Origin of the sequence: Mycobacterium sp., from assembly GCF_004298145.1 — a bacterium.
GTDB lineage: Bacteria > Actinomycetota > Actinomycetes > Mycobacteriales > Mycobacteriaceae > Mycobacterium.
On the sequence record NZ_SCRH01000039.1, the window covers coordinates 35,655 to 53,281 of the forward strand.

The 17,627-nt window shown below is 65.3% G+C and carries 12 protein-coding genes and 1 pseudogene; 7 read left to right on the forward strand and 6 right to left on the reverse strand.

From position 1 onward, the window contains the following. Window positions 1-8: 8 nt before the first annotated feature. The gene (gene infC / locus EPN51_RS15575) at window positions 9-617 is read right to left on the reverse strand and encodes a translation initiation factor IF-3 (protein WP_293044336.1); all 609 of its coding nucleotides are present in this window, start codon (window positions 615-617) and stop codon (window positions 9-11) included. Window positions 618-1,122: 505 nt separating this feature from the next. Here infC and lysX point away from each other — a divergent pair. From lysX to EPN51_RS15600, 5 genes are all read left to right on the forward strand, one after another. Further along, window positions 1,123-4,437, forward strand: a complete 3,315-nt coding sequence (gene lysX, locus EPN51_RS15580; protein ID WP_293044155.1) for a bifunctional lysylphosphatidylglycerol synthetase/lysine--tRNA ligase LysX — start codon at window positions 1,123-1,125, stop codon at window positions 4,435-4,437. Window positions 4,438-4,515: 78 nt separating this feature from the next. After that, window positions 4,516-6,000 carry an alpha/beta hydrolase-fold protein gene (locus EPN51_RS15585; protein ID WP_293044157.1) on the forward strand — a complete coding sequence of 495 codons (1,485 nt, stop codon included), beginning with the start codon at window positions 4,516-4,518 and terminating at the stop codon, window positions 5,998-6,000. Window positions 6,001-6,249: 249 nt separating this feature from the next. Beyond that, a complete protein-coding gene (locus EPN51_RS15590) occupies window positions 6,250-6,915 on the forward strand; it encodes a helix-turn-helix domain-containing protein (protein ID WP_293044338.1) in 666 nt (221 codons plus the stop codon). Window positions 6,916-7,019: 104 nt separating this feature from the next. After that, window positions 7,020-9,146, forward strand: coding sequence for an Rv1355c family protein (locus EPN51_RS15595; RefSeq protein WP_293044159.1), 2,127 nt, complete (start codon window positions 7,020-7,022; stop codon window positions 9,144-9,146). Between the two features lie 103 nt (window positions 9,147-9,249). Further along, window positions 9,250-11,163, forward strand: coding sequence for an EAL domain-containing protein (locus EPN51_RS15600; RefSeq protein WP_293044161.1), 1,914 nt, complete (start codon window positions 9,250-9,252; stop codon window positions 11,161-11,163). A gap of 58 nt (window positions 11,164-11,221) precedes the next feature. On the opposite strand, the pseudogene EPN51_RS15605 reads toward EPN51_RS15600, so the two are convergent. Together EPN51_RS15605 and EPN51_RS15610 are read right to left on the reverse strand one after the other, a co-directional pair. Then, window positions 11,222-11,311 (reverse strand): annotated as a pseudogene (locus EPN51_RS15605) (SAM-dependent methyltransferase); the annotation flags it as partial. Between the two features lie 118 nt (window positions 11,312-11,429). Next, window positions 11,430-12,146, reverse strand: a complete 717-nt coding sequence (locus tag EPN51_RS15610; protein ID WP_293044163.1) for a hypothetical protein — start codon at window positions 12,144-12,146, stop codon at window positions 11,430-11,432. Between the two features lie 373 nt (window positions 12,147-12,519). Here EPN51_RS15610 and EPN51_RS15615 point away from each other — a divergent pair, with 373 nt between their 5' ends. After that, window positions 12,520-12,765, forward strand: coding sequence for a hypothetical protein (locus tag EPN51_RS15615; RefSeq protein ID WP_293044165.1), 246 nt, complete (start codon window positions 12,520-12,522; stop codon window positions 12,763-12,765). Between the two features lie 52 nt (window positions 12,766-12,817). Here the strand turns inward: EPN51_RS15615 and EPN51_RS15620 are convergent, their stop codons facing one another. Together EPN51_RS15620 and uvrA are read right to left on the reverse strand one after the other, a co-directional pair. Beyond that, entirely contained in the window at window positions 12,818-13,189 is a 372-nt protein-coding gene (locus EPN51_RS15620; RefSeq protein WP_293044167.1) for a PaaI family thioesterase, read from the reverse strand. A 101-nt stretch (window positions 13,190-13,290) separates the two neighbouring features. Beyond that, a complete protein-coding gene (uvrA, locus tag EPN51_RS15625; RefSeq protein ID WP_293044169.1) occupies window positions 13,291-16,209 on the reverse strand; it encodes an excinuclease ABC subunit UvrA in 2,919 nt (972 codons plus the stop codon). Between the two features lie 134 nt (window positions 16,210-16,343). Here uvrA and EPN51_RS15630 point away from each other — a divergent pair, with 134 nt between their 5' ends. After that, a complete protein-coding gene (locus tag EPN51_RS15630; RefSeq protein ID WP_293044171.1) occupies window positions 16,344-17,042 on the forward strand; it encodes an MBL fold metallo-hydrolase in 699 nt (232 codons plus the stop codon). Between the two features lie 20 nt (window positions 17,043-17,062). Here EPN51_RS15630 and EPN51_RS15635 read toward each other — a convergent pair whose 3' ends face one another. Continuing rightward, window positions 17,063-17,506 carry a universal stress protein gene (locus EPN51_RS15635; protein ID WP_293044172.1) on the reverse strand — a complete coding sequence of 148 codons (444 nt, stop codon included), beginning with the start codon at window positions 17,504-17,506 and terminating at the stop codon, window positions 17,063-17,065. Window positions 17,507-17,627: the final 121 nt, after the last annotated feature.

A 17,627-nucleotide genomic window follows, 5' to 3' on the forward strand; every position in this document is an offset into this window, starting at 1 on the left:
CTGTTAGGTCAGTTCGGTGAAGCAGCGGTGTCGCCGCTTTCGTCGGCGTCGTGCGCGGAGTCGGTCCCCACTTCCTCGGGATGCCGCGCCCTGGCGCGAGTCTTCGCGCCGCGGTGCGGTGCCAGCACCATCGTCATGTTGCGGCCGTCCTGCTTGGCGGACGTCTCCACGAAACCGTATTCGGCGACGTCGCCTCCCAGGCGCTGGAGCAACCGATAGCCCAGCTCGGGCCGCGACTGCTCACGTCCGCGGAACATGATCGTGACCTTCACCTTCGATCCCGCCTCCAGGAAGCGGATGACGTGGCCCTTCTTGGTCTCGTAGTCGTGATCGTCGATTTTGGGTCGCAGCTTCTGTTCCTTGACGACGGTCTGCTGCTGGTTCCGGCGGGATTCGCGCGCCTTTTGCGCCGCTTCGTATTTGAACTTGCCGTAGTCCATGATCTTGCAGACCGGTGGCCTGGCGTTCGGGGCAACTTCGACAAGGTCGAGATCGGCGTCCGCAGCGACGCGCAGTGCGTCTTCGATGCGCACTATGCCTACCTGCTCTCCCCCTGGGCCGATCAATCGGACTTCAGGTACGCGGATGCGCTCGTTGACGCGGGTCTCAGTGCTGATGGGGCCTCCCTTGTTGGGCTTCTGTATGTCCTGCGATGACGACCGGTTGCCCGGGTCCGTCGGGAATCAGCGGCGGAGACACCACACCACTAGCAAAAAAGCCCTGCACAAGCAGGGCCCAATGCCGACCGATCGCGGCCGAGGTCTACTCGGGCCGCCCGCGCTGCACGCGGAACAGGCATACACGTTGCCTGTGACCGGACCGCCAAACCTTCGGAAGATCCGCACAGGGATCTCATCGGCTCGCGGTGGGAGTGGGACTCCACTTAACTGTTCCTGGCATTCGCCGGGATGGTCGCAGGCGCTAGTTTAGCAGCCTTGAGGTGCCTTTTAGCACTTCGGCCGGACGCCGGCGCAGCAGCGGCCATCAACCAGGCCCGAAAACGCGTGCAAACTAGTGCCCGCCACTCTGAGCGCTTCCGCAAGCTTTTCACGGATTGAGGGAATATCCTCGCGGTCTGTGACACTCGCTTCTCCTCGTTCGGGTCCTCGTTCGGGGCCGCGCTTGGGGCCTCGTAGCCGGTCGAACTCGCGGTATCGCTGGGTGCCGGCAGCGGCCGGATGGACCGTGGGTGTCATCGCCACCGTTTCGTTGCTGGGCAGTGTGTCCCCGCTGATCCGTTATCTGATCAGGGTCCCGCGCGAGTTCATCAACGACTATCTGTTCAACTTCCCCGACACCAGCATCGCGTGGTCGTTCGTGTTGGCGTTGTTGGCCGCGGCCTTGACCGCGCGTAAGCGGATCGCCTGGCTGTTGTTGCTGGGCAACATGATTCTCGCCGCCGCCCTGAACGCCGCCGATATCGCCGCCGGTGACAACACCGCCGCCGAGATCTTCGGCGAGAACCTCGGGTTCGCCGTGCACATCGTCGCGATCGTCCTGCTGGTGCTGGCCTATCGGGAGTTCTGGGCCAAGGTCCGCAAAGGCGCGCTGGTCAAGGCGGCCGGGGTGCTGGTGGCCGGGGATGTGGTGGGGATCGGAGTGTCCTGGGGCCTGGTCGAGTTGTTCCCCGGAACGCTGGCCCGCCAGGACCGCCTGCCGTATGTGGCCAACCGGGTGGTCGGATTCGCGCTCGCGGATCCGGACCTGTTCAGCGGCCGGCCACACGTGTTGCTCAACGCGATCTTCGGTCTGTTCGGCGCGCTCGCGCTGATCATGGCGACCATCGTGCTCTTTCAATCCCAGCGCGCGGAGAACGCGCTCACCGGCGAGGACGAATCGGCCATCCGCGGGCTACTCGAGTTGTACGGCAAGAACGACTCCCTGGGCTACTTCGCCACCCGCCGCGATAAGTCCGTGGTTTTCGCCCAGAGCGGGCGCGCCGCCATCACCTACCGGGTCGAGGTCGGCGTCTGCCTGGCCAGCGGTGACCCGATCGGCGACCCCAGGGCATGGTCTCAGGCCGCCGATGCGTGGCTGGGCCTGTGCCAGACCTACGGCTGGGCTCCCGGTGTCATGGGCGCCAGCACCCAGGGCGCGCGGGCATATCGCGAAGCCGGCCTGAACGCGCTGGAGCTCGGCGACGAGGCCATCCTGCGGACCGCCGACTTCAAGCTGTCCGGCCCCGATATGCGCGGGGTCCGCCAGGCCGTGACCCGGGCCCGGCGGGCGGGGCTGACCATGCGGATCCGAAGGCACCGCGACATCGACCCCGACGAGATGGCGGACACCATCACCCGCGCCGACGCCTGGCGCGATACTCAAACCGAACGCGGCTTTTCCATGGCGTTGGGCCGGCTCGGCGATCCCGCCGACGGGGACTGCCTGCTGGTCGAAGCGCTGGATCGAGACGGCGCCGTCGTCGCGATGCTGTCGCTGGTTCCGTGGGGGACCACCGGCGTCTCCCTGGACTTGATGCGCCGCTCGCCGAACTCCCCCAACGGCACCATCGAGCTGATGGTCAGCGATCTCGCCCTCAACGCGGAAGCCCTTGGCATCACCCGTATTTCACTGAACTTCGCGATGTTCAGGTCGGCATTCGAGCAGGGTGCCCAACTCGGCGCCGGTCCCGTCGCCCGGCTGTGGCGCGGGTTCCTGTTGTTCTTCTCGCGGTGGTGGCAACTGGAGACGCTGTATCGCTCCAACATGAAATACCAACCCGACTGGGTGCCGCGCTATGCATGCTACGAGGATGCCCGCCTGATCCCGCGGGTCGGCGTCGCCTCGGCCCTCGCCGAGGGCTTCCTGGTCCTGCCTTTCGGCCGGCGCAAGCCGCACACCGGTCACCACCCGGCCGTCCCGGCCCGGCTGGCCCAGTCCGGCCTGCTGCATCACGACGGGAGCGCGCCGGATGTCAGCGCGCTGCAGAGACGCCAGGCGTCGGCCGACGAAGAAGAGGCGAGAGCCCGGCTGCCCGAACAGGTTCGGGTGCGCCTGGCCAAGCTGAAGGCATTGCGGCGCAACGGCATCGACGCGTATCCGGTGGGCTGTCCGCCCAGCCACACCGTCGCCGCAGCGCTCGATGCGGACGACCGGGAAAGAATCACGGTCTCCGGCCGGATACTGCGGATACGCGACTACGGCGGAGTGCTGTTCGCCCAGCTGCGTGACTGGTCTGGAGAAATGCAAGTGCTGCTGGACAATTCGCGCTTGCAGCGCGGACGGACGGCCGACTTCACGGCGGCCATCGACCTCGGCGACCTGGTCGAGGTCTCCGGCCACATGGGTTTTTCCAACAAGGGAACCCGCTCGCTGATCGCCGGCGACTGGCGGATGATCGGGAAATGCCTGCGGCCGTTGCCGAACAAGTGGAAGGGGCTGACCGACCCGGAGGCCCGGGTGCGGACCCGCTACGTCGACCTGGCGGTCAATCCCGAGTCGCGTGAGGTGATCAAGGTACGCAGCGAGGTGCTGCGCTCGGTCCGGCAGACGCTGTTCGCCAAGGGATTCATCGAAGTCGAGACCCCGATCCTGCAGCAGATCCACGGCGGCGCCACCGCCCGGCCGTTCGTCACGCACATCAACACCTACGACATGGACCTGTTCCTGCGCATCGCGCCGGAGCTCTACCTCAAGCGGTTGTGCGTCGGCGGCGTCGAGCGAGTCTTCGAGATGGGCCGTGCGTTCCGCAACGAGGGCGTCGACTTCAGCCACAACCCGGAGTTCACCTTGCTGGAGGCCTACCAGGCACACGCCGATTACAAGGTGTGGATCGACGGGTGCCGTGAGCTGATCCAGAACGCCGCCCAGGCCGCCCACGGCGAGCAGACCGTGATGCGGCAACGCGACGGCGGCCAAGGCACCGGTGGCCGCCTGGAACCTGTCGACATCTCCGGCGCCTGGGCGGTCAAGACCGTGTACGACGCCGTATCCGAAGCGCTCGGCGAGCACATCGACCCCGCCACGCCACTGCCCACCCTGCGCAAGCTGTCCGATGCCGTGCACATTCCGTATCGGGCGCACTGGGATGCCGGCGCTGTGGTGCTGGAGCTGTACGAGCACCTGGTCGAGGACCGGACCGAGGCACCGACGTTCTATATCGACTTTCCGACGTCGGTGTCGCCACTGACCCGGCCGCATCGCAGCCAACCGGGAGTCGCCGAGCGATGGGACCTGGTGGCGTGGGGTGTCGAGCTGGCCACCGCCTACAGCGAGCTCACCGATCCGGTCGAACAGCGCCGCCGCCTGCAGGAGCAGTCGCTGTTGGCCGCCGGCGGGGATCCCGAGGCGATGGAGCTCGACGAAGACTTCCTGCAGGCGATGGAATACGCGATGCCGCCCACCGGCGGGCTCGGAATGGGCGTCGATCGACTCGTCATGCTCATAACGGGCCGCAGCATCCGCGAGACGCTGCCGTTTCCGCTGGCCAAACCGCATTAATCGAGGCCCGGGAAGATTCAGTCCGTCGTCGGCGAACATTCGGTGAATAGGTTCCAGGCCGGTTAACAATAGATCACAATGAGTGACGTGACAGCCTCGACGAACGGTGCCCCCGCGCAGTTCCTGGCGCTTAGTCACACCTCGCTGATGCATGGCTGGGTGCCGACGGTGATCCAGGTGCTGGCCGCCGTCGTGCTGATACTGGCGGCCGGCTGGCGGTCGCGTCGCTGGCGGACGGTGCGGATGCCCGCGGCCGCGCTGATCGGCGGAGCCGCGGCCTACCTGACGCACTGGTACATCGTCGACCACGGGCTCTCCGAGGAACCGGCGCCGGCGGCGCTGTGGCTGTGGATCGCACTGACGGGTACGGCGGCGGCGGTGTTGGTTCTGGGATGGGGCAGCGCGCGCCGCTGGCGGCGTGGCGCGGCGGTGCTGGCGGTGCCGTTGTGCTTGCTCAGCGCGGCACTGGTGCTCAACCTGTGGGTGGGCTACTTCCCCACCGTCCAGTCCGCGTGGAGCCAGCTGACGTCCGGCCCGCTGCCCGACCAGACCGACCAGGCGACCGTTACCGCGATGGCCGCCAAGGGAACCCGACCACCCCACGGCACCGTGGTACCCGTCGCGATCCCCTCGGACGGGTCGCACTTCAAGCACCGCGGCGAGCTCGTCTACCTGCCGCCCGAATGGTTCGCCACTACCCCGCCGCCACCGTTGCCGACCGTGATGATGATCGGCGGGCAGTTCAACACTCCGGCGGACTGGACGCGTGCGGGCGACGCGGTCAAGACGATCGATGATTTCGCGGCCGCGCACGACGGTAAGGCGCCGGTGTTGGTGTTCGTGGACTCCGGCGGCGCCTTCAACAACGACACCGAATGTGTCAACGGGGTTCGGGGCAACGCGGCCGACCATCTCACCAAAGACGTCGTGCCTTATATGGTTTCGGCTTTCGGCGTCAGCCCGCACCGGTCCAACTGGGGTGTGGCGGGCTGGTCCATGGGTGGGACCTGCGCCGTCGATTTGACCGTCATGCATCCCGACATGTTCAGCGCGTTCGTCGATGTCGCCGGCGACTTCTTCCCGAACGCCGGCAACAAGGCCCAAACGATCGCCAGGCTGTTCGGCGGAAACGCCGACGCCTGGGCGGCTTTCGATCCGACCACGGTGATCAGCCGGCACGGACCGTACCGCGACGTGGCCGGGTGGTTCGCGATTTCGTCGGACGGCCCGCGTGGAGCACACCGGGACGTCCAGCTGACCGACAGCGGCGCCATCCGGCTGGCCGGACGCGAGGCGGCCGCCAACCCCGCCAATCAGACCGCGGCCGCCTATTCGCTCTGTGCGCTCGGCCGCGCCAACGGAATCGACTGCGCCGTGGTCCCGCAGCCCGGCAGGCACGACTGGCCGTTCGCGGACCGGGTGTTCACGGCGGCGCTGCCCTGGCTGGCGGGCGCGCTGGGCACCCCGGGGGTTTCGCGGACGCCGTTGCCCGCCCCATCCGCGACCGCCCCCGGTGCCCCGGCGATCGTCGCGGCCAAGGACTCCAACACCTCGAGGCGTTAGGCGCCATCAGCGCTACCTGAGGTGCGCGTCGAAGAAGGTCAGGATCCGCTGCCAGGCGTCCTCCGCCTGCGGTGTGGAATAGGCCATACCGGCGCGGCGCCCAGATAAATGACATCACCATGTCGCGGCCTCCCCAAGTATCGGTTCGACCACCGCGCGCTCAGACGGAGCGCAGACGGGCGGGACGATACGCAAATATGGCAAACCGATAACGCCGTATCGCAGCGCGATGTCGGTATATTGTCCGCCGTGGATCCTCCCCGGCTGTTTCCCTATGAACCGCCCCCTCCGCCCGAGCCGTCACCCAAGGAGCGGATCCGCGACGCCGCCTTGAGCTGCTTCGCTGTTCGCGGCATCGCCGCCACGCCGCTGCGCGCGGTCGCCGAGACGGCCGAAGTGTCAATCGGGCTCGTGCAGCATCACTTCCACACCAAGGCCGCCCTAATCGCCGCCGTCGATCAGTACGTGTTACAGGTGCTTAGTAAGGCACTGGAGTCGACAGCGCTACCCGAGCCGCCATCCGACGCGCTGGACGAAGCCGGGTACCGACTGACCGCACTGATGGCCGAACGCACCGACGTAATCACCTACCTCGGGCGCGCGCTCGCCGAGGGTAGCGCGTTCGGGTCGGTCATCTTTAATGGCCTGGTGGGCATCAGTTCAGGCCAGGGCGACCAGTTCGTGAGGCAGGGCAACGCCCGACCCGACCTTGACCTTGATTGGGCGATGCTGAACCCGATTATTCTGCGCGTCGGCGCCATCATCTTGCATCCGTACATCGAGCTCTACCTAGGCAAGTCGTTCTTCACCGAGTCGCAGTTGCGGCGCTGGGATGCAGCCGTCACCAGCCTGATACGCCGAGGACACTTCGTCGAGCAGGCGGAACCCACGGACGGGGACATCATTGCCTGGTGACTGATGGGCGTCGGGGATGCCGGACGCCGACGACATCGGAATTTTCGCCTGAGCGCTCCGGCTGACCCACCCGCCGGCCGGTCAGGTGCTATACACGAAACACCATGGACAAGCCTGACGTAACCGCCTACACCGCGCAGGTTCTCGACCCCGATGAGTCCGACGACAGGGTGGCGTTGCAGCGGCTACGAGCCGATCCCAACATCGCGGTCATCGACCAGCTCGACGCGCAATTGGCCAGCCTGCACAGCCTTCGGCCACCACCGGATCCTAAGCTCCTCGGCGAAAGGGCCCGGTGGGCGAACTATCCCTGGCGGCGGGCAGTCGTAGCAGTGCTGGGCCCGCAGGGCTACCGCACGGTACGCCTGGACCGAAATCGCAATAACATCACCGCGCAAGAACAGGCCCGACTTTCCGCACTCCGCATCGGCGTCGCTGGCCTCAGCGTTGGGCACGTCATAGTGCACACGCTGGCTGCCCAGGGATTGTGCGGCCACCTTCGTCTGGCCGACTTCGATCACCTCGAACTATCGAACCTAAATCGGGTGCCAGCCACCGTGTTCGACCTCGGGATCAACAAGGCCTATGTGGCGGCGCGTAGGGTCGCCGAGCTCGATCCCTATCTGACCCTCGAGGTCTTCGATGCCGGCCTCACGGTAGACACCGTCGATGTGTTCGTCGAAGGCCTGGACATCGTCATTGAGGAGTGCGATTCGCTTGATATGAAGGCCGCATTACGCCAGGCCGCCCGTGCCCGCGGCATTCCGGTGTTGATGGCTACCAGCGATCGTGGACTCGTCGATGTCGAACGCTTCGACAAAGAGCCGCTGCGCCCCCTTCTGCATGGTCTCCTGAGCGATCTCGACCTCGGGTTGCTTCCAGGCATGAGCAGTGGTGAAAAAGTTCGACACGTCCTGAGGCTCCTTGAGGCTGAACGATTGTCGCCTCGCGGGGCGGCGTCACTGATTGAGGTCGACCGCTCACTGACAACCTGGCCACAACTGGCCTCAGATGTCGTGTTGGGCGCGGCGGCCCTTGCAGAGGCCGTACGCAGGATCGGGCTCGGCGAATCACTACGCTCCGGTCGCACCCGTATCGATATCGGCTGGGCACTGAACCAACTCGACGAACCCACCATGGACGAGCACCGCCCCCCGCCGACAGAGCGCCATGAAACAGCGCAGCTAGCGGGGATACCCGGTGTCATCGCCGCAGCGGCCGTGCGAGCCCCATCCGGCGGAAACGTACAGCCATGGCATATCAACGCCACGCCCACCGACGTCACCATCGAGGTTGCCGTCCAACACACTTCAACGATGGACGTCGCATTCCGCGCCAGCGCCGTGGCTGTTGGCGCCGCGTTGTTGAACGCCAGAATCGCTGCTGCTGCTCACCACGTTCTGGGGCCTGCCACCGTCGCCGATCACATCGGCGGATCGCCGTTGCGTGCCACCCTGAAACTCAGCGACGGCACCAACCCGAAACTCGCCGAGCTCTATCAACCAATGCTTGATCGCGAAACCAACCGCCACCAGGGAAGTCCCGAACCCATGGACGCCGCCGCGATCGCAGCCCTCAGCGCCGCAGCACAACAAGAAGGCGCCCGACTGCACCTGCTCACCGACAGAAACGACATCGCAGACGCCGCAAAGGTCCTGGCCGCATCCGATCGCATCCGCTACCTGACACCGCACCTGCACAAAGAAATGATCTCCGAATTACGCTGGCCCGGCGACTCAGATCCCGACACGGGCATCGACATCCGCAGTCTCGAGCTAGAAGCCGGCGAATTGGCCGTACTCGGCATCCTGCGCCGCCCCGACGTCATGGCCCAGCTCACCCAATGGGACGCGGGCAGCGCGCTAGGCGAGCCCACCCGCGACCGCATACTCGCTAGTTCGGCGCTGGCCGTTATCAGCGTGCCTGGTCATGGCCTTCGCCACTACGCCAAGGGCGGGTCGGCCGTCGAGCTGGTCTGGATCCTCGCCCAAAAACAAGGGCTATCGGTTCAACCGGTCTCGCCGGCCTTCCTCTACGCCCACAGCCGCCCCGATTTCGATGAATTGTCACCCCGCTTCGCCGACCCGTTAGCACAGTTGCAGCGCGACTTCCGAACTCTGACCAACACACCTGCCGGTGATTCAATCGTGCTGATATTGCGGATGGCTGCCGGGCCACCCGCATCCGTGCCGAGCCGCCGCAGCCTTGATCGGGCCCGGGTGCAGAGTTGAGTGGTTCGTTTTCTGGATCGTCCTGCCGATGTAGTCCGGCGAAGATGCTTGACGCGCTACGCAATGCGCGCCATCAGGGCCCTTTACAGCTACGGTAAGGGCAATGTCGGGCACCTTGGACCACCTGGTCACTGCGGCCGCCGCCGAGTTGATGGCGGCCACCGCAGCTGACTCTGCAGCGATCAGTCAACGGGTGCTCCACGACTTGGTCAGCCACTTCGGGGTGGACTTCAGCTTCCTGCGCCACAACGATCACGCGATCCACGCGACGGTGCTCGTCGCCGAATGGCCGCAGCGCCCGGATGTTCCGGAGCCCGACCCGATCGGTGTTGTCTATTTCGCCGGCGCCGACTCGGTCTTCGCCAGGGCCGAACACCTCAAAGTGCCCGAGGTTGTACGTCCCGAGCCGGAAACTGCCGACTATCAACGCAATATCGAAGAGGGCACCGGGTTTCCTGCGGTCACCCTGGCCGCCGTACCGCTAGTGTCGGGGGACATCACCACCGGGACGTTGGCCTTCGTCAAGCTCGGAGACCGCGAATGGCTTCCAGAAGAACTCAACGCGCTGCAGGCGATTGCCGCGCTGTTCGCGCAACTGCAGGGCCGCACCGTCGCCGAAGAGCGACTCCACTATCTCGCACAACATGATGACCTCACCGGCCTCCTCAACCGCAGGGCGCTGATCGAGTACCTGGACCAGCGGCTGGCCGAGGGGCAGCCCGGCTCGGTTTCGGTAGTGTTCCTTGCCTTGGACCGCTTCAAGGTCATCAACGATCACCTTGGTCAAAACGCCGGCGACCGGTTCATCGAGACTTTTGCCAAAATGCTGCGTGAGGCCACCGATGTTCCCTCCGTCATCGCCCGCTTCGGCGGTGATGAATTCGTCGTCCTGCCAGCCGCATCGATGGATGTCGAAGCTGCCGAAGTGTTCGCTCGGTCGCTACACAGACGAGTCGACCAGCAGGTCATGATCGACGGTGAAATGCTCAGTCGCACTGTCAGTATCGGTGTCGCCGCGGGTCTACCGGGACATGACAGCACTTCGGATCTACTCCACCGAGTCGATCTGGCCACCCGGTCCGCCAAGAGTTCCGGCGGAAACAAGGTCGCAACGTTCAGCCCGGGAATGTCTCGAACAGATACGATCCGCAACGACATCGAGCTGCATCTGCAAGGGATGATCGATGGTGACAGCGGCGCCCTGATGCTGCATTACCTCCCGGAGTTCGACATGCGCACCGGCGAGATCCTCGGCGCCGAGGCATTAATCCGTTGGCAACACCCAAATCTCGGCCTACTGATGCCCGATTCGTTCATCCCCGTGGTCGAATCCGTCAATTTGGGTGCCAAACTCGGCCGCCACATCATGCGTTCGGCGTGTGCGCAGTTTGCGCTGTGGCAATCACACGGCGTCGGGCACGGCACGGTGCTGCGTATCAACGTCTCGCCCGTGCAACTCGTCACCGATGGCATCGTCGACACGGTAGCGACAACCCTCGACGAGTTCGGCCTCGATCCCAACTCGGTATGTCTAGAAATCACCGAAAGCGTTGTGGTCCAGGACATCGACGCCACACGTAGAACGCTCTTCGGTTTGAAGGACATTGGGGTAAAGATAGCCATCGACGACTTCGGTACCGGCTACAGTGTGCTGACGTATCTGAAATCGCTCCCCGTCGACACACTCAAGATCGACAAGGGCTTTGTCCTCAATCTCGACACCAACGCCGGCGATCTGGCGATCGTACGCTCCACTATGGCCCTAGCGGACGCCTTCGGCCTGAACGCCGTCGCGGAAGGCGTCGAAACGGTAGCGGCGGCCAAGATGCTGCTCGAACTGGGGTGCTATCGGGCGCAAGGCTTTCTGCTGTCCCGCTCGCTAGACAGCGCGGCAATGGAGGCGCTGCTCGCGCGACGCGTCATACCCATGGACTTCTCCGACGGGCCGGCCGCGCCACCGGACAATGGGCCTACGGGAGAGAAGGTGGTTCAGATCCGCGGGCAGCGAAGGCTGTAATCGGCGCTTACGGGCAGCCTTGAAACAGGTGTTAGTACGACGGAGTCTTGTTGTCGAGCTACCGTTCGTCACCGCTGGACACGAGCGTCCAGCTTGGGGTGAATCGTCGTTCCAACGCGGTGTAGTCGATGCCCGGCACGCCTAGCCTGTCCCGGGAGGGAACGCGGCGAGACGGCGACTCGACTCGCTGCTTCCACATCATCTCGCACGAGACGACTTCATCGGTGACGGTTCGCGTGACTGCCGCCGCATCGACGTGATTTCTCCTAAGCCGAAATGCGGTTGAGGATTTCGGCGTTCTCGGCGCACATCAGCTTGAATTGTCCCGGCTCGGCATGGGTGGAAAGGGTGCGACGATCCCACCACATCACTTTGGTTCGGTAGTTCTCATTGGGATAGGCCGCTGCCGGTACGCGTGCGGCCACGACGCCTCCGGAGGATTGCCATTGCTCGAGCACATGGGCCGCCGCGGTTGCCATCACGAATTGAGCACCCAGCAGCGTCATCGTCGGCAGGGCGGTGCGGGCCAGCACTCGAGAGAGCGACTGATTGCCGTATTCGCGGGAATCGGCCCAGGCGCTTTTCACCTCCACGACACCGAAGGGAAGCCGGTTGGCGATCATATGCCGAAGCAGGGCAAGGCCCGGGTTACCCGCCCACTCCACGAGAGCGTGGGAATCCTCCGGCGTGCGCAAGGGCCCCACGACACGGGTCCCCCCGACCACGCGCCCCTGCGGGTCGAGCGCGGCAAAGAACAGCGCCGTGTCGACACCATCCTGGATAGCGTCGACGTCGAGCACCCAATCCAACCCGTGCCTTCGATAGCTGTGTAGCGCGCCCTCGAGGTATTGATTCCACAGATCAGGTTCCGCCTTCGGCGTGGCCGCGACCACCCAACATCCCGTCGCGTGGTCGCGCCAGCCGGACCCGCTCTCCGACCACGGGTCGCCAAACACTCTTGCGTCGAGCTGAGCCGCTTCCATTGGTGTACCTCCACTCATTTACCGCGCGATCCAAGCTAATTGTTTTCTACGGGTCGTGAATCATCTCGTAATTTGACTCGCGACAAATAACCATGGTGATTGTGACATAAGTAGCAAATTGCGAGCCCGCAGCGCGGCAGAAACTTGCAAATCGCGTTTGGGCAGCGGCGCATGGGATTTGGCGAATAGCGCGGCTACTCTTCAGTAACCACGGCCGGTGCCCGGTTTATGGTTAACGTCCGTCCGCGCTCAAGCACGGGAAATGCGACGTGCAGCGACGAATCCGCCGCAATCTCGGTGCAGCGAATATGGATGCCGAACACTGACAACGGATGTTGCCTATTCCGACCGCCAGGCGCAGTAACGTGACGGCATGCCCGACGAACCGACCGCGCCCGGCGCCACCGATTCCGGATACGACGACGCCGGAGTGCCGACGTTCGAGTCCGTGCGCGACAAGATCGAGGCTCGGTACGCGACGGCGCAGGGCGCCGCCGAGCTCGATGCGGAGTCACCCGAGGGCCGGTCGGCCGAGGAACAGTACGACGAACGCCGGCGCGCCGCCGCCGAGCGGCTGGCCCAGATCCGCGAGTCGATGCAACCGGGCCACGATACCTGAGCGGCGCACGTCGTCATCCTTCAGGGCCTACCAGAGTTCTTGCCCGACAAGGTTACTCGGCTTTTTTGATGGCGGTCATCGTAGCGAGCATGGTGGCCACGTGTGTGGAATTTTCTCCGGTGACGGCATAGGCATCACCTCGACAGACGGTGAGGTTTCGACCGGGGCGCAGGACCTCGCCATGCGCCCGCAGGCGATCGCCGACGGCGGGATCGAGCAGGTTGACCTTCAATTCCACGGTCAGTACGGCCATCCCCCGCGCCATGAGCGTGAACGCCGCGTAGCCGCACGCGCTGTCGAGAATCGCGATGCCGACCCCGGCGTGGAAGAACCCGTCTTGCTGGGTCAGACCCGGGACGAAGGGCACTTCGATCTCGACCGAACCCGGCTCAACGCTTCGAAGTTCAGCACCGAAGGTGGCCATGATCCCCTGCCGCGCGAAGCTTTCCCGCACTCGCTGCCGGTAGTCCGCATCACGGGGCTCGAAAGAGGGGCACATAGCCCGGAGAGTATCGCGAAGCGGGGTCAGGCGGTGGCTTTGCGGCGCCGGCCCGATCGGCGCACGGGAGCACTTGTTGCCGCCGCGCCGCGCCCGATGACCTCGGCGAGGAACTTCCCGGTGTAGCTCTCCGGCACCGCCGCGACGTCCTCCGGAGTGCCTTCCGCGACAACCGTTCCGCCCTCGGCGCCGCCTTCCGGCCCCATGTCGACGATCCAGTCCGAGGTCTTGATGACGTCCAGGTTGTGTTCGATGACGATGACCGTATTGCCTTTGTCGACAAGGCCGTTGATCACCTTGAGCAACTTGCGGATATCGTCGAAATGCAGGCCCGTGGTGGGTTCGTCCAGGATGTAGATGGTGCGTCCGGTGGAGCGCTTCTGCAGTTCGGCGGCCAGTTTGACGCGCTGCGCCTCGCCGCCGGACAGCGTCGGCGCCGGCTGGCCGAGCCGCACATAACCCAGGCCGACGTCGACCAGGGTGCGCAGATAGCGGTGGATGCCGGTGATCGGCTCGAAGAACTCCGCCGCTTCCTCGATGGACATGTCCAGCACCTCGGAAATGGTTTTGCCCTTGTAGTGCACCTCGAGGGTTTCCCGGTTGTAGCGGGCGCCATGACACACCTCGCAGGGCACATACACGTCGGGGAGGAAGTTCATCTCGATCTTGATGGTGCCGTCACCGGTGCACGCTTCGCAGCGGCCGCCCTTGACGTTGAACGAGAACCGGCCCGGTTGGTAGCCACGGACCTTGGCCTCGGTGGTGGCGGCGAACAGGGTGCGGATCTTGTCGAACACGCCGGTGTAGGTGGCCGGGTTCGACCGCGGTGTGCGGCCAATCGGCGACTGATCCACCCGCACCAGCTTGTCCAGGTGGTCCAGCCCGGTGACCCGGGTATGACGACCCGGGACCTGCCGGGCGCCGTTGAGCCGGTTGGCCAGCACCGCCGCGAGGATGTCGTTGACCAGAGTCGACTTGCCCGAACCGGACACGCCGGTCACCGACGTGAGCACGCCGAGCGGAAACGAGACGTCGATGCCGCGCAGGTTGTGCTCGCGGGCGCCGACGACGGTGAGCTGCCGGCGCCGGTCGACGGGACGCCGGATCGCCGGCATCTCGATGCTTTCCTTGCCCGACAGGTAGGCGCCGGTGATCGAGTCCTTGTTGGCCAACAGCTCGCTGTAGGTGCCACTGTGCACGATCTGACCGCCGTGCTCGCCGGCCCGCGGGCCGATGTCCACGATCCAGTCGGCGTGCGCGATGGTGTCCTCATCGTGCTCGACGACGATCAGCGTGTTGCCCAAACCCCTTAGACGAGTGAGGGTTTCGATGAGGCGACGGTTGTCGCGCTGATGGAGCCCGATGGACGGCTCGTCGAGCACGTAGAGCACACCCACCAGACCGGACCCGATCTGGGTGGCCAGCCGAATGCGTTGCGCCTCACCGCCGGACAGGGTGGCCGCGGCGCGCGAGAGCGACAGATACTCCAGCCCGACGTCGAGCAAAAAGCCCAGCCGCGACTGGATTTCCTTGAGCACCTGCCCGGCGATCGCCTGCTCGCGCGGCCCCAGGGTGAGCGTGTTGAGGAAGTCGGCGCAGTCGGAGATCGACAGCTCACAGACCTCGGCGATGGACTTCTTGCCGCGATCCCCCGCGGCCAGCGACACCGCCAGGATCTCCGGCTTGAGCCGGGTGCCCTCGCAGACCGGGCAGGGCACGTCGCGCATGAAGCCTTCGTAGCGTTCCTTCATCTGCTCGGATTCGGTCTGCGCCATCTTGCGCTGCAGGAACGCCAGCACACCCTCGAAATCGGCGTAGTACGACCGGGTCCGGCCGTACCGGTTGCGATACCGCACATGCACCTGATGGTCGGATCCCTCGAGAATCGCCTTGCGGGCCTTGGCCGGCAGTTTGCGCCACGGGGTGTCGACGTCGAAGCCGAGCTCGTCACCGAGCCCGGCCATCATCCGGGTGAAGTACTCGGCGGTGTGGCCCGTCGACCACGGCGCCACCGCGCCCTCGGCCAGGGTGCGCTCGGGGTCGGGCACGACCAGGTCGGGGTCGACCTCCTTGCGGATGCCCAGACCGCTGCACTCCGGGCAGGCGCCGTACGGCGAGTTGAACGAGAAGGACCGGGGTTCCAGGTCGTCGACGGCCAGCGCGTGCCCGTTGGGGCAGGCCAGCTTCTCGGAGAACCGCTGCTCGCGATTGTGCGCGTCGTGTTCGTGATCGACGAATTCCAGCACGACGATGCCGTCGGCCAGCTTGAGCGCGGTTTCCACCGAGTCGGTGAGTCGCTGTTTGGCGCTGGCTTTCACGGTGAGGCGGTCCACCACCACCTCGATGTCGTGCTTCTCCTGCTTCTTCAGCTTCGGCGGATCGGTCAGTGGGTGCACGACACCGTCGACCCGGACCCGGCTGTAACCCTGGGCGTTGAGCTTCTCGAAGAGGTCGGCGAACTCCCCCTTGCGGGTGCGCACCACCGGGGCGAGCACCAGGAATCGGGTGCCTTCCGGCATGACCAGCACCTGGTCGACGATTTGCTGCGGTGTCTGACGGGCGATCCGCTCGCCGCACACCGGGCAGTGTGGGGTGCCCCCGCGCGCGTAGAGCAGGCGCAGATAGTCGTAGACCTCGGTGATGGTGCCGACCGTCGACCTCGGGTTGCGGTTGGTGGATTTCTGGTCGATGGACACCGCCGGGGAGAGACCCTCGATGAAGTCCACGTCCGGCTTGTCCATCTGCCCGAGGAACTGGCGGGCGTAGGCCGACAAGGACTCCACGTAGCGCCGCTGCCCCTCGGCGAAAATCGTGTCGAACGCCAGCGAGGACTTACCCGATCCGGATAGCCCCGTGAACACGATCAACGCGTCGCGCGGCAGGTCGAGATCGACGCCGCGCAGGTTGTGCTCGCGGGCGCCCTTGATGATCAGACGGTCAGCCAACGCTGCCCCTCTCAGGAACGATCCGGCAACTTCTCCGTAGCCGCAAAGCGCATCCGAGATCAGAATTGCGCACGGCGCATTCCATGCTATGTGCCCGTACCGACAAGCAACTTCTGACCAGTAACGTGGCCGGTATGACTGCCCAGGACGGCCCCACTGTCAAGCTGGTCGACAACTACACCGGACACGTCGACCCTGGTACCGCGGCCCGCCGGACCCTGCCCGGCGCCACGATCATAAAGGCGTCGGTGGGCCCCATGGACAACAATGCGTATCTGGTGACGTGTTCCGCCACCGGCGAAACACTGTTGATCGACGCCGCCAACGACGCCGACGATCTGATCGCCCTGATCCGGGAGCACGCACCGAAGGTGTCGCTGATCGTGACCAGCCATCAGCACTTCGATCACTGGCAGGCGCTCGAGGCCGTCGCGAAGGCCACCGGGGCGCCGACCGCCGCCAACGAGATCGACGCGGAGGCGCTGCCCCTCAAACCGGACCGTTTGCTGGCGGGCGGGGACACCGTGCAGATCGGCGAGCTGAGCTTCGACGTCATCCACCTGCGCGGGCACACCCCCGGGTCGATCGCACTGGCCCTGGACGGGCCCGCGACGGGCGGGGTCACCCAGTTGTTCACCGGCGACTGCCTGTTCCCGGGCGGTCCTGGCCGTACAACACGCCCCGAAGATTTCGATTCGTTGATGAGCGGCCTCGAAACCAAGGTGTTCGACGTGTACGACGACGCCACCGTCATCTACCCCGGCCATGGTGACGACACGGTGTTAGGCGCCGAACGCCCCCACCTGAGCGAATGGCGCGAGCGGGGCTGGTAGCGGCGCAGCAGGTCGAGCTTTTACGTCGTGGTGTGCACGATCAAGACGTCGGTCTTGGCCCGCCGCGAGACGTTGGCCGGCACCGATCCCAGCAGCCGGCCGGCGATGGTGCTCAGGCCGACGTTGCCGACCACGAGCAGATCGGCCTGCTCTTCCTCGGCTAGGTGTATCAGCGCATCGACCGGCGCCCCCACGATGGGGCGCTCGTCGATGTTGTGCGCGCCGGCAGCAAGGGCGCGGTCCTTGGCGTCGCGCAGAATCGCGTAAATCGGCGCGGTGCCCGAAACCTTGTAGCTTTCATCCCCCAGGGCATCGGCGGCCCGGGCGTCCTCATGTTGAGGCAGGTACGCCGAGGCCACGATCAGCTTGGCGTCCGGCCCGGCGATCTGCGCCGCCTTCTCCACCGCCCGCATAGACGAGTCCGAGCCATCGGTTCCTACCACCACAGTTCGATACGCGCCCATTTACCCTCCCAGTTTCGGTTGGTCAGCCAACCCAAGACAGTATCGCGTTTGCTCGATGCAGAGGAGTTAGATCAGCGACACAGTGTGGCGTGGCGCACCCGCAATTTGCGGCGTCTGGCTG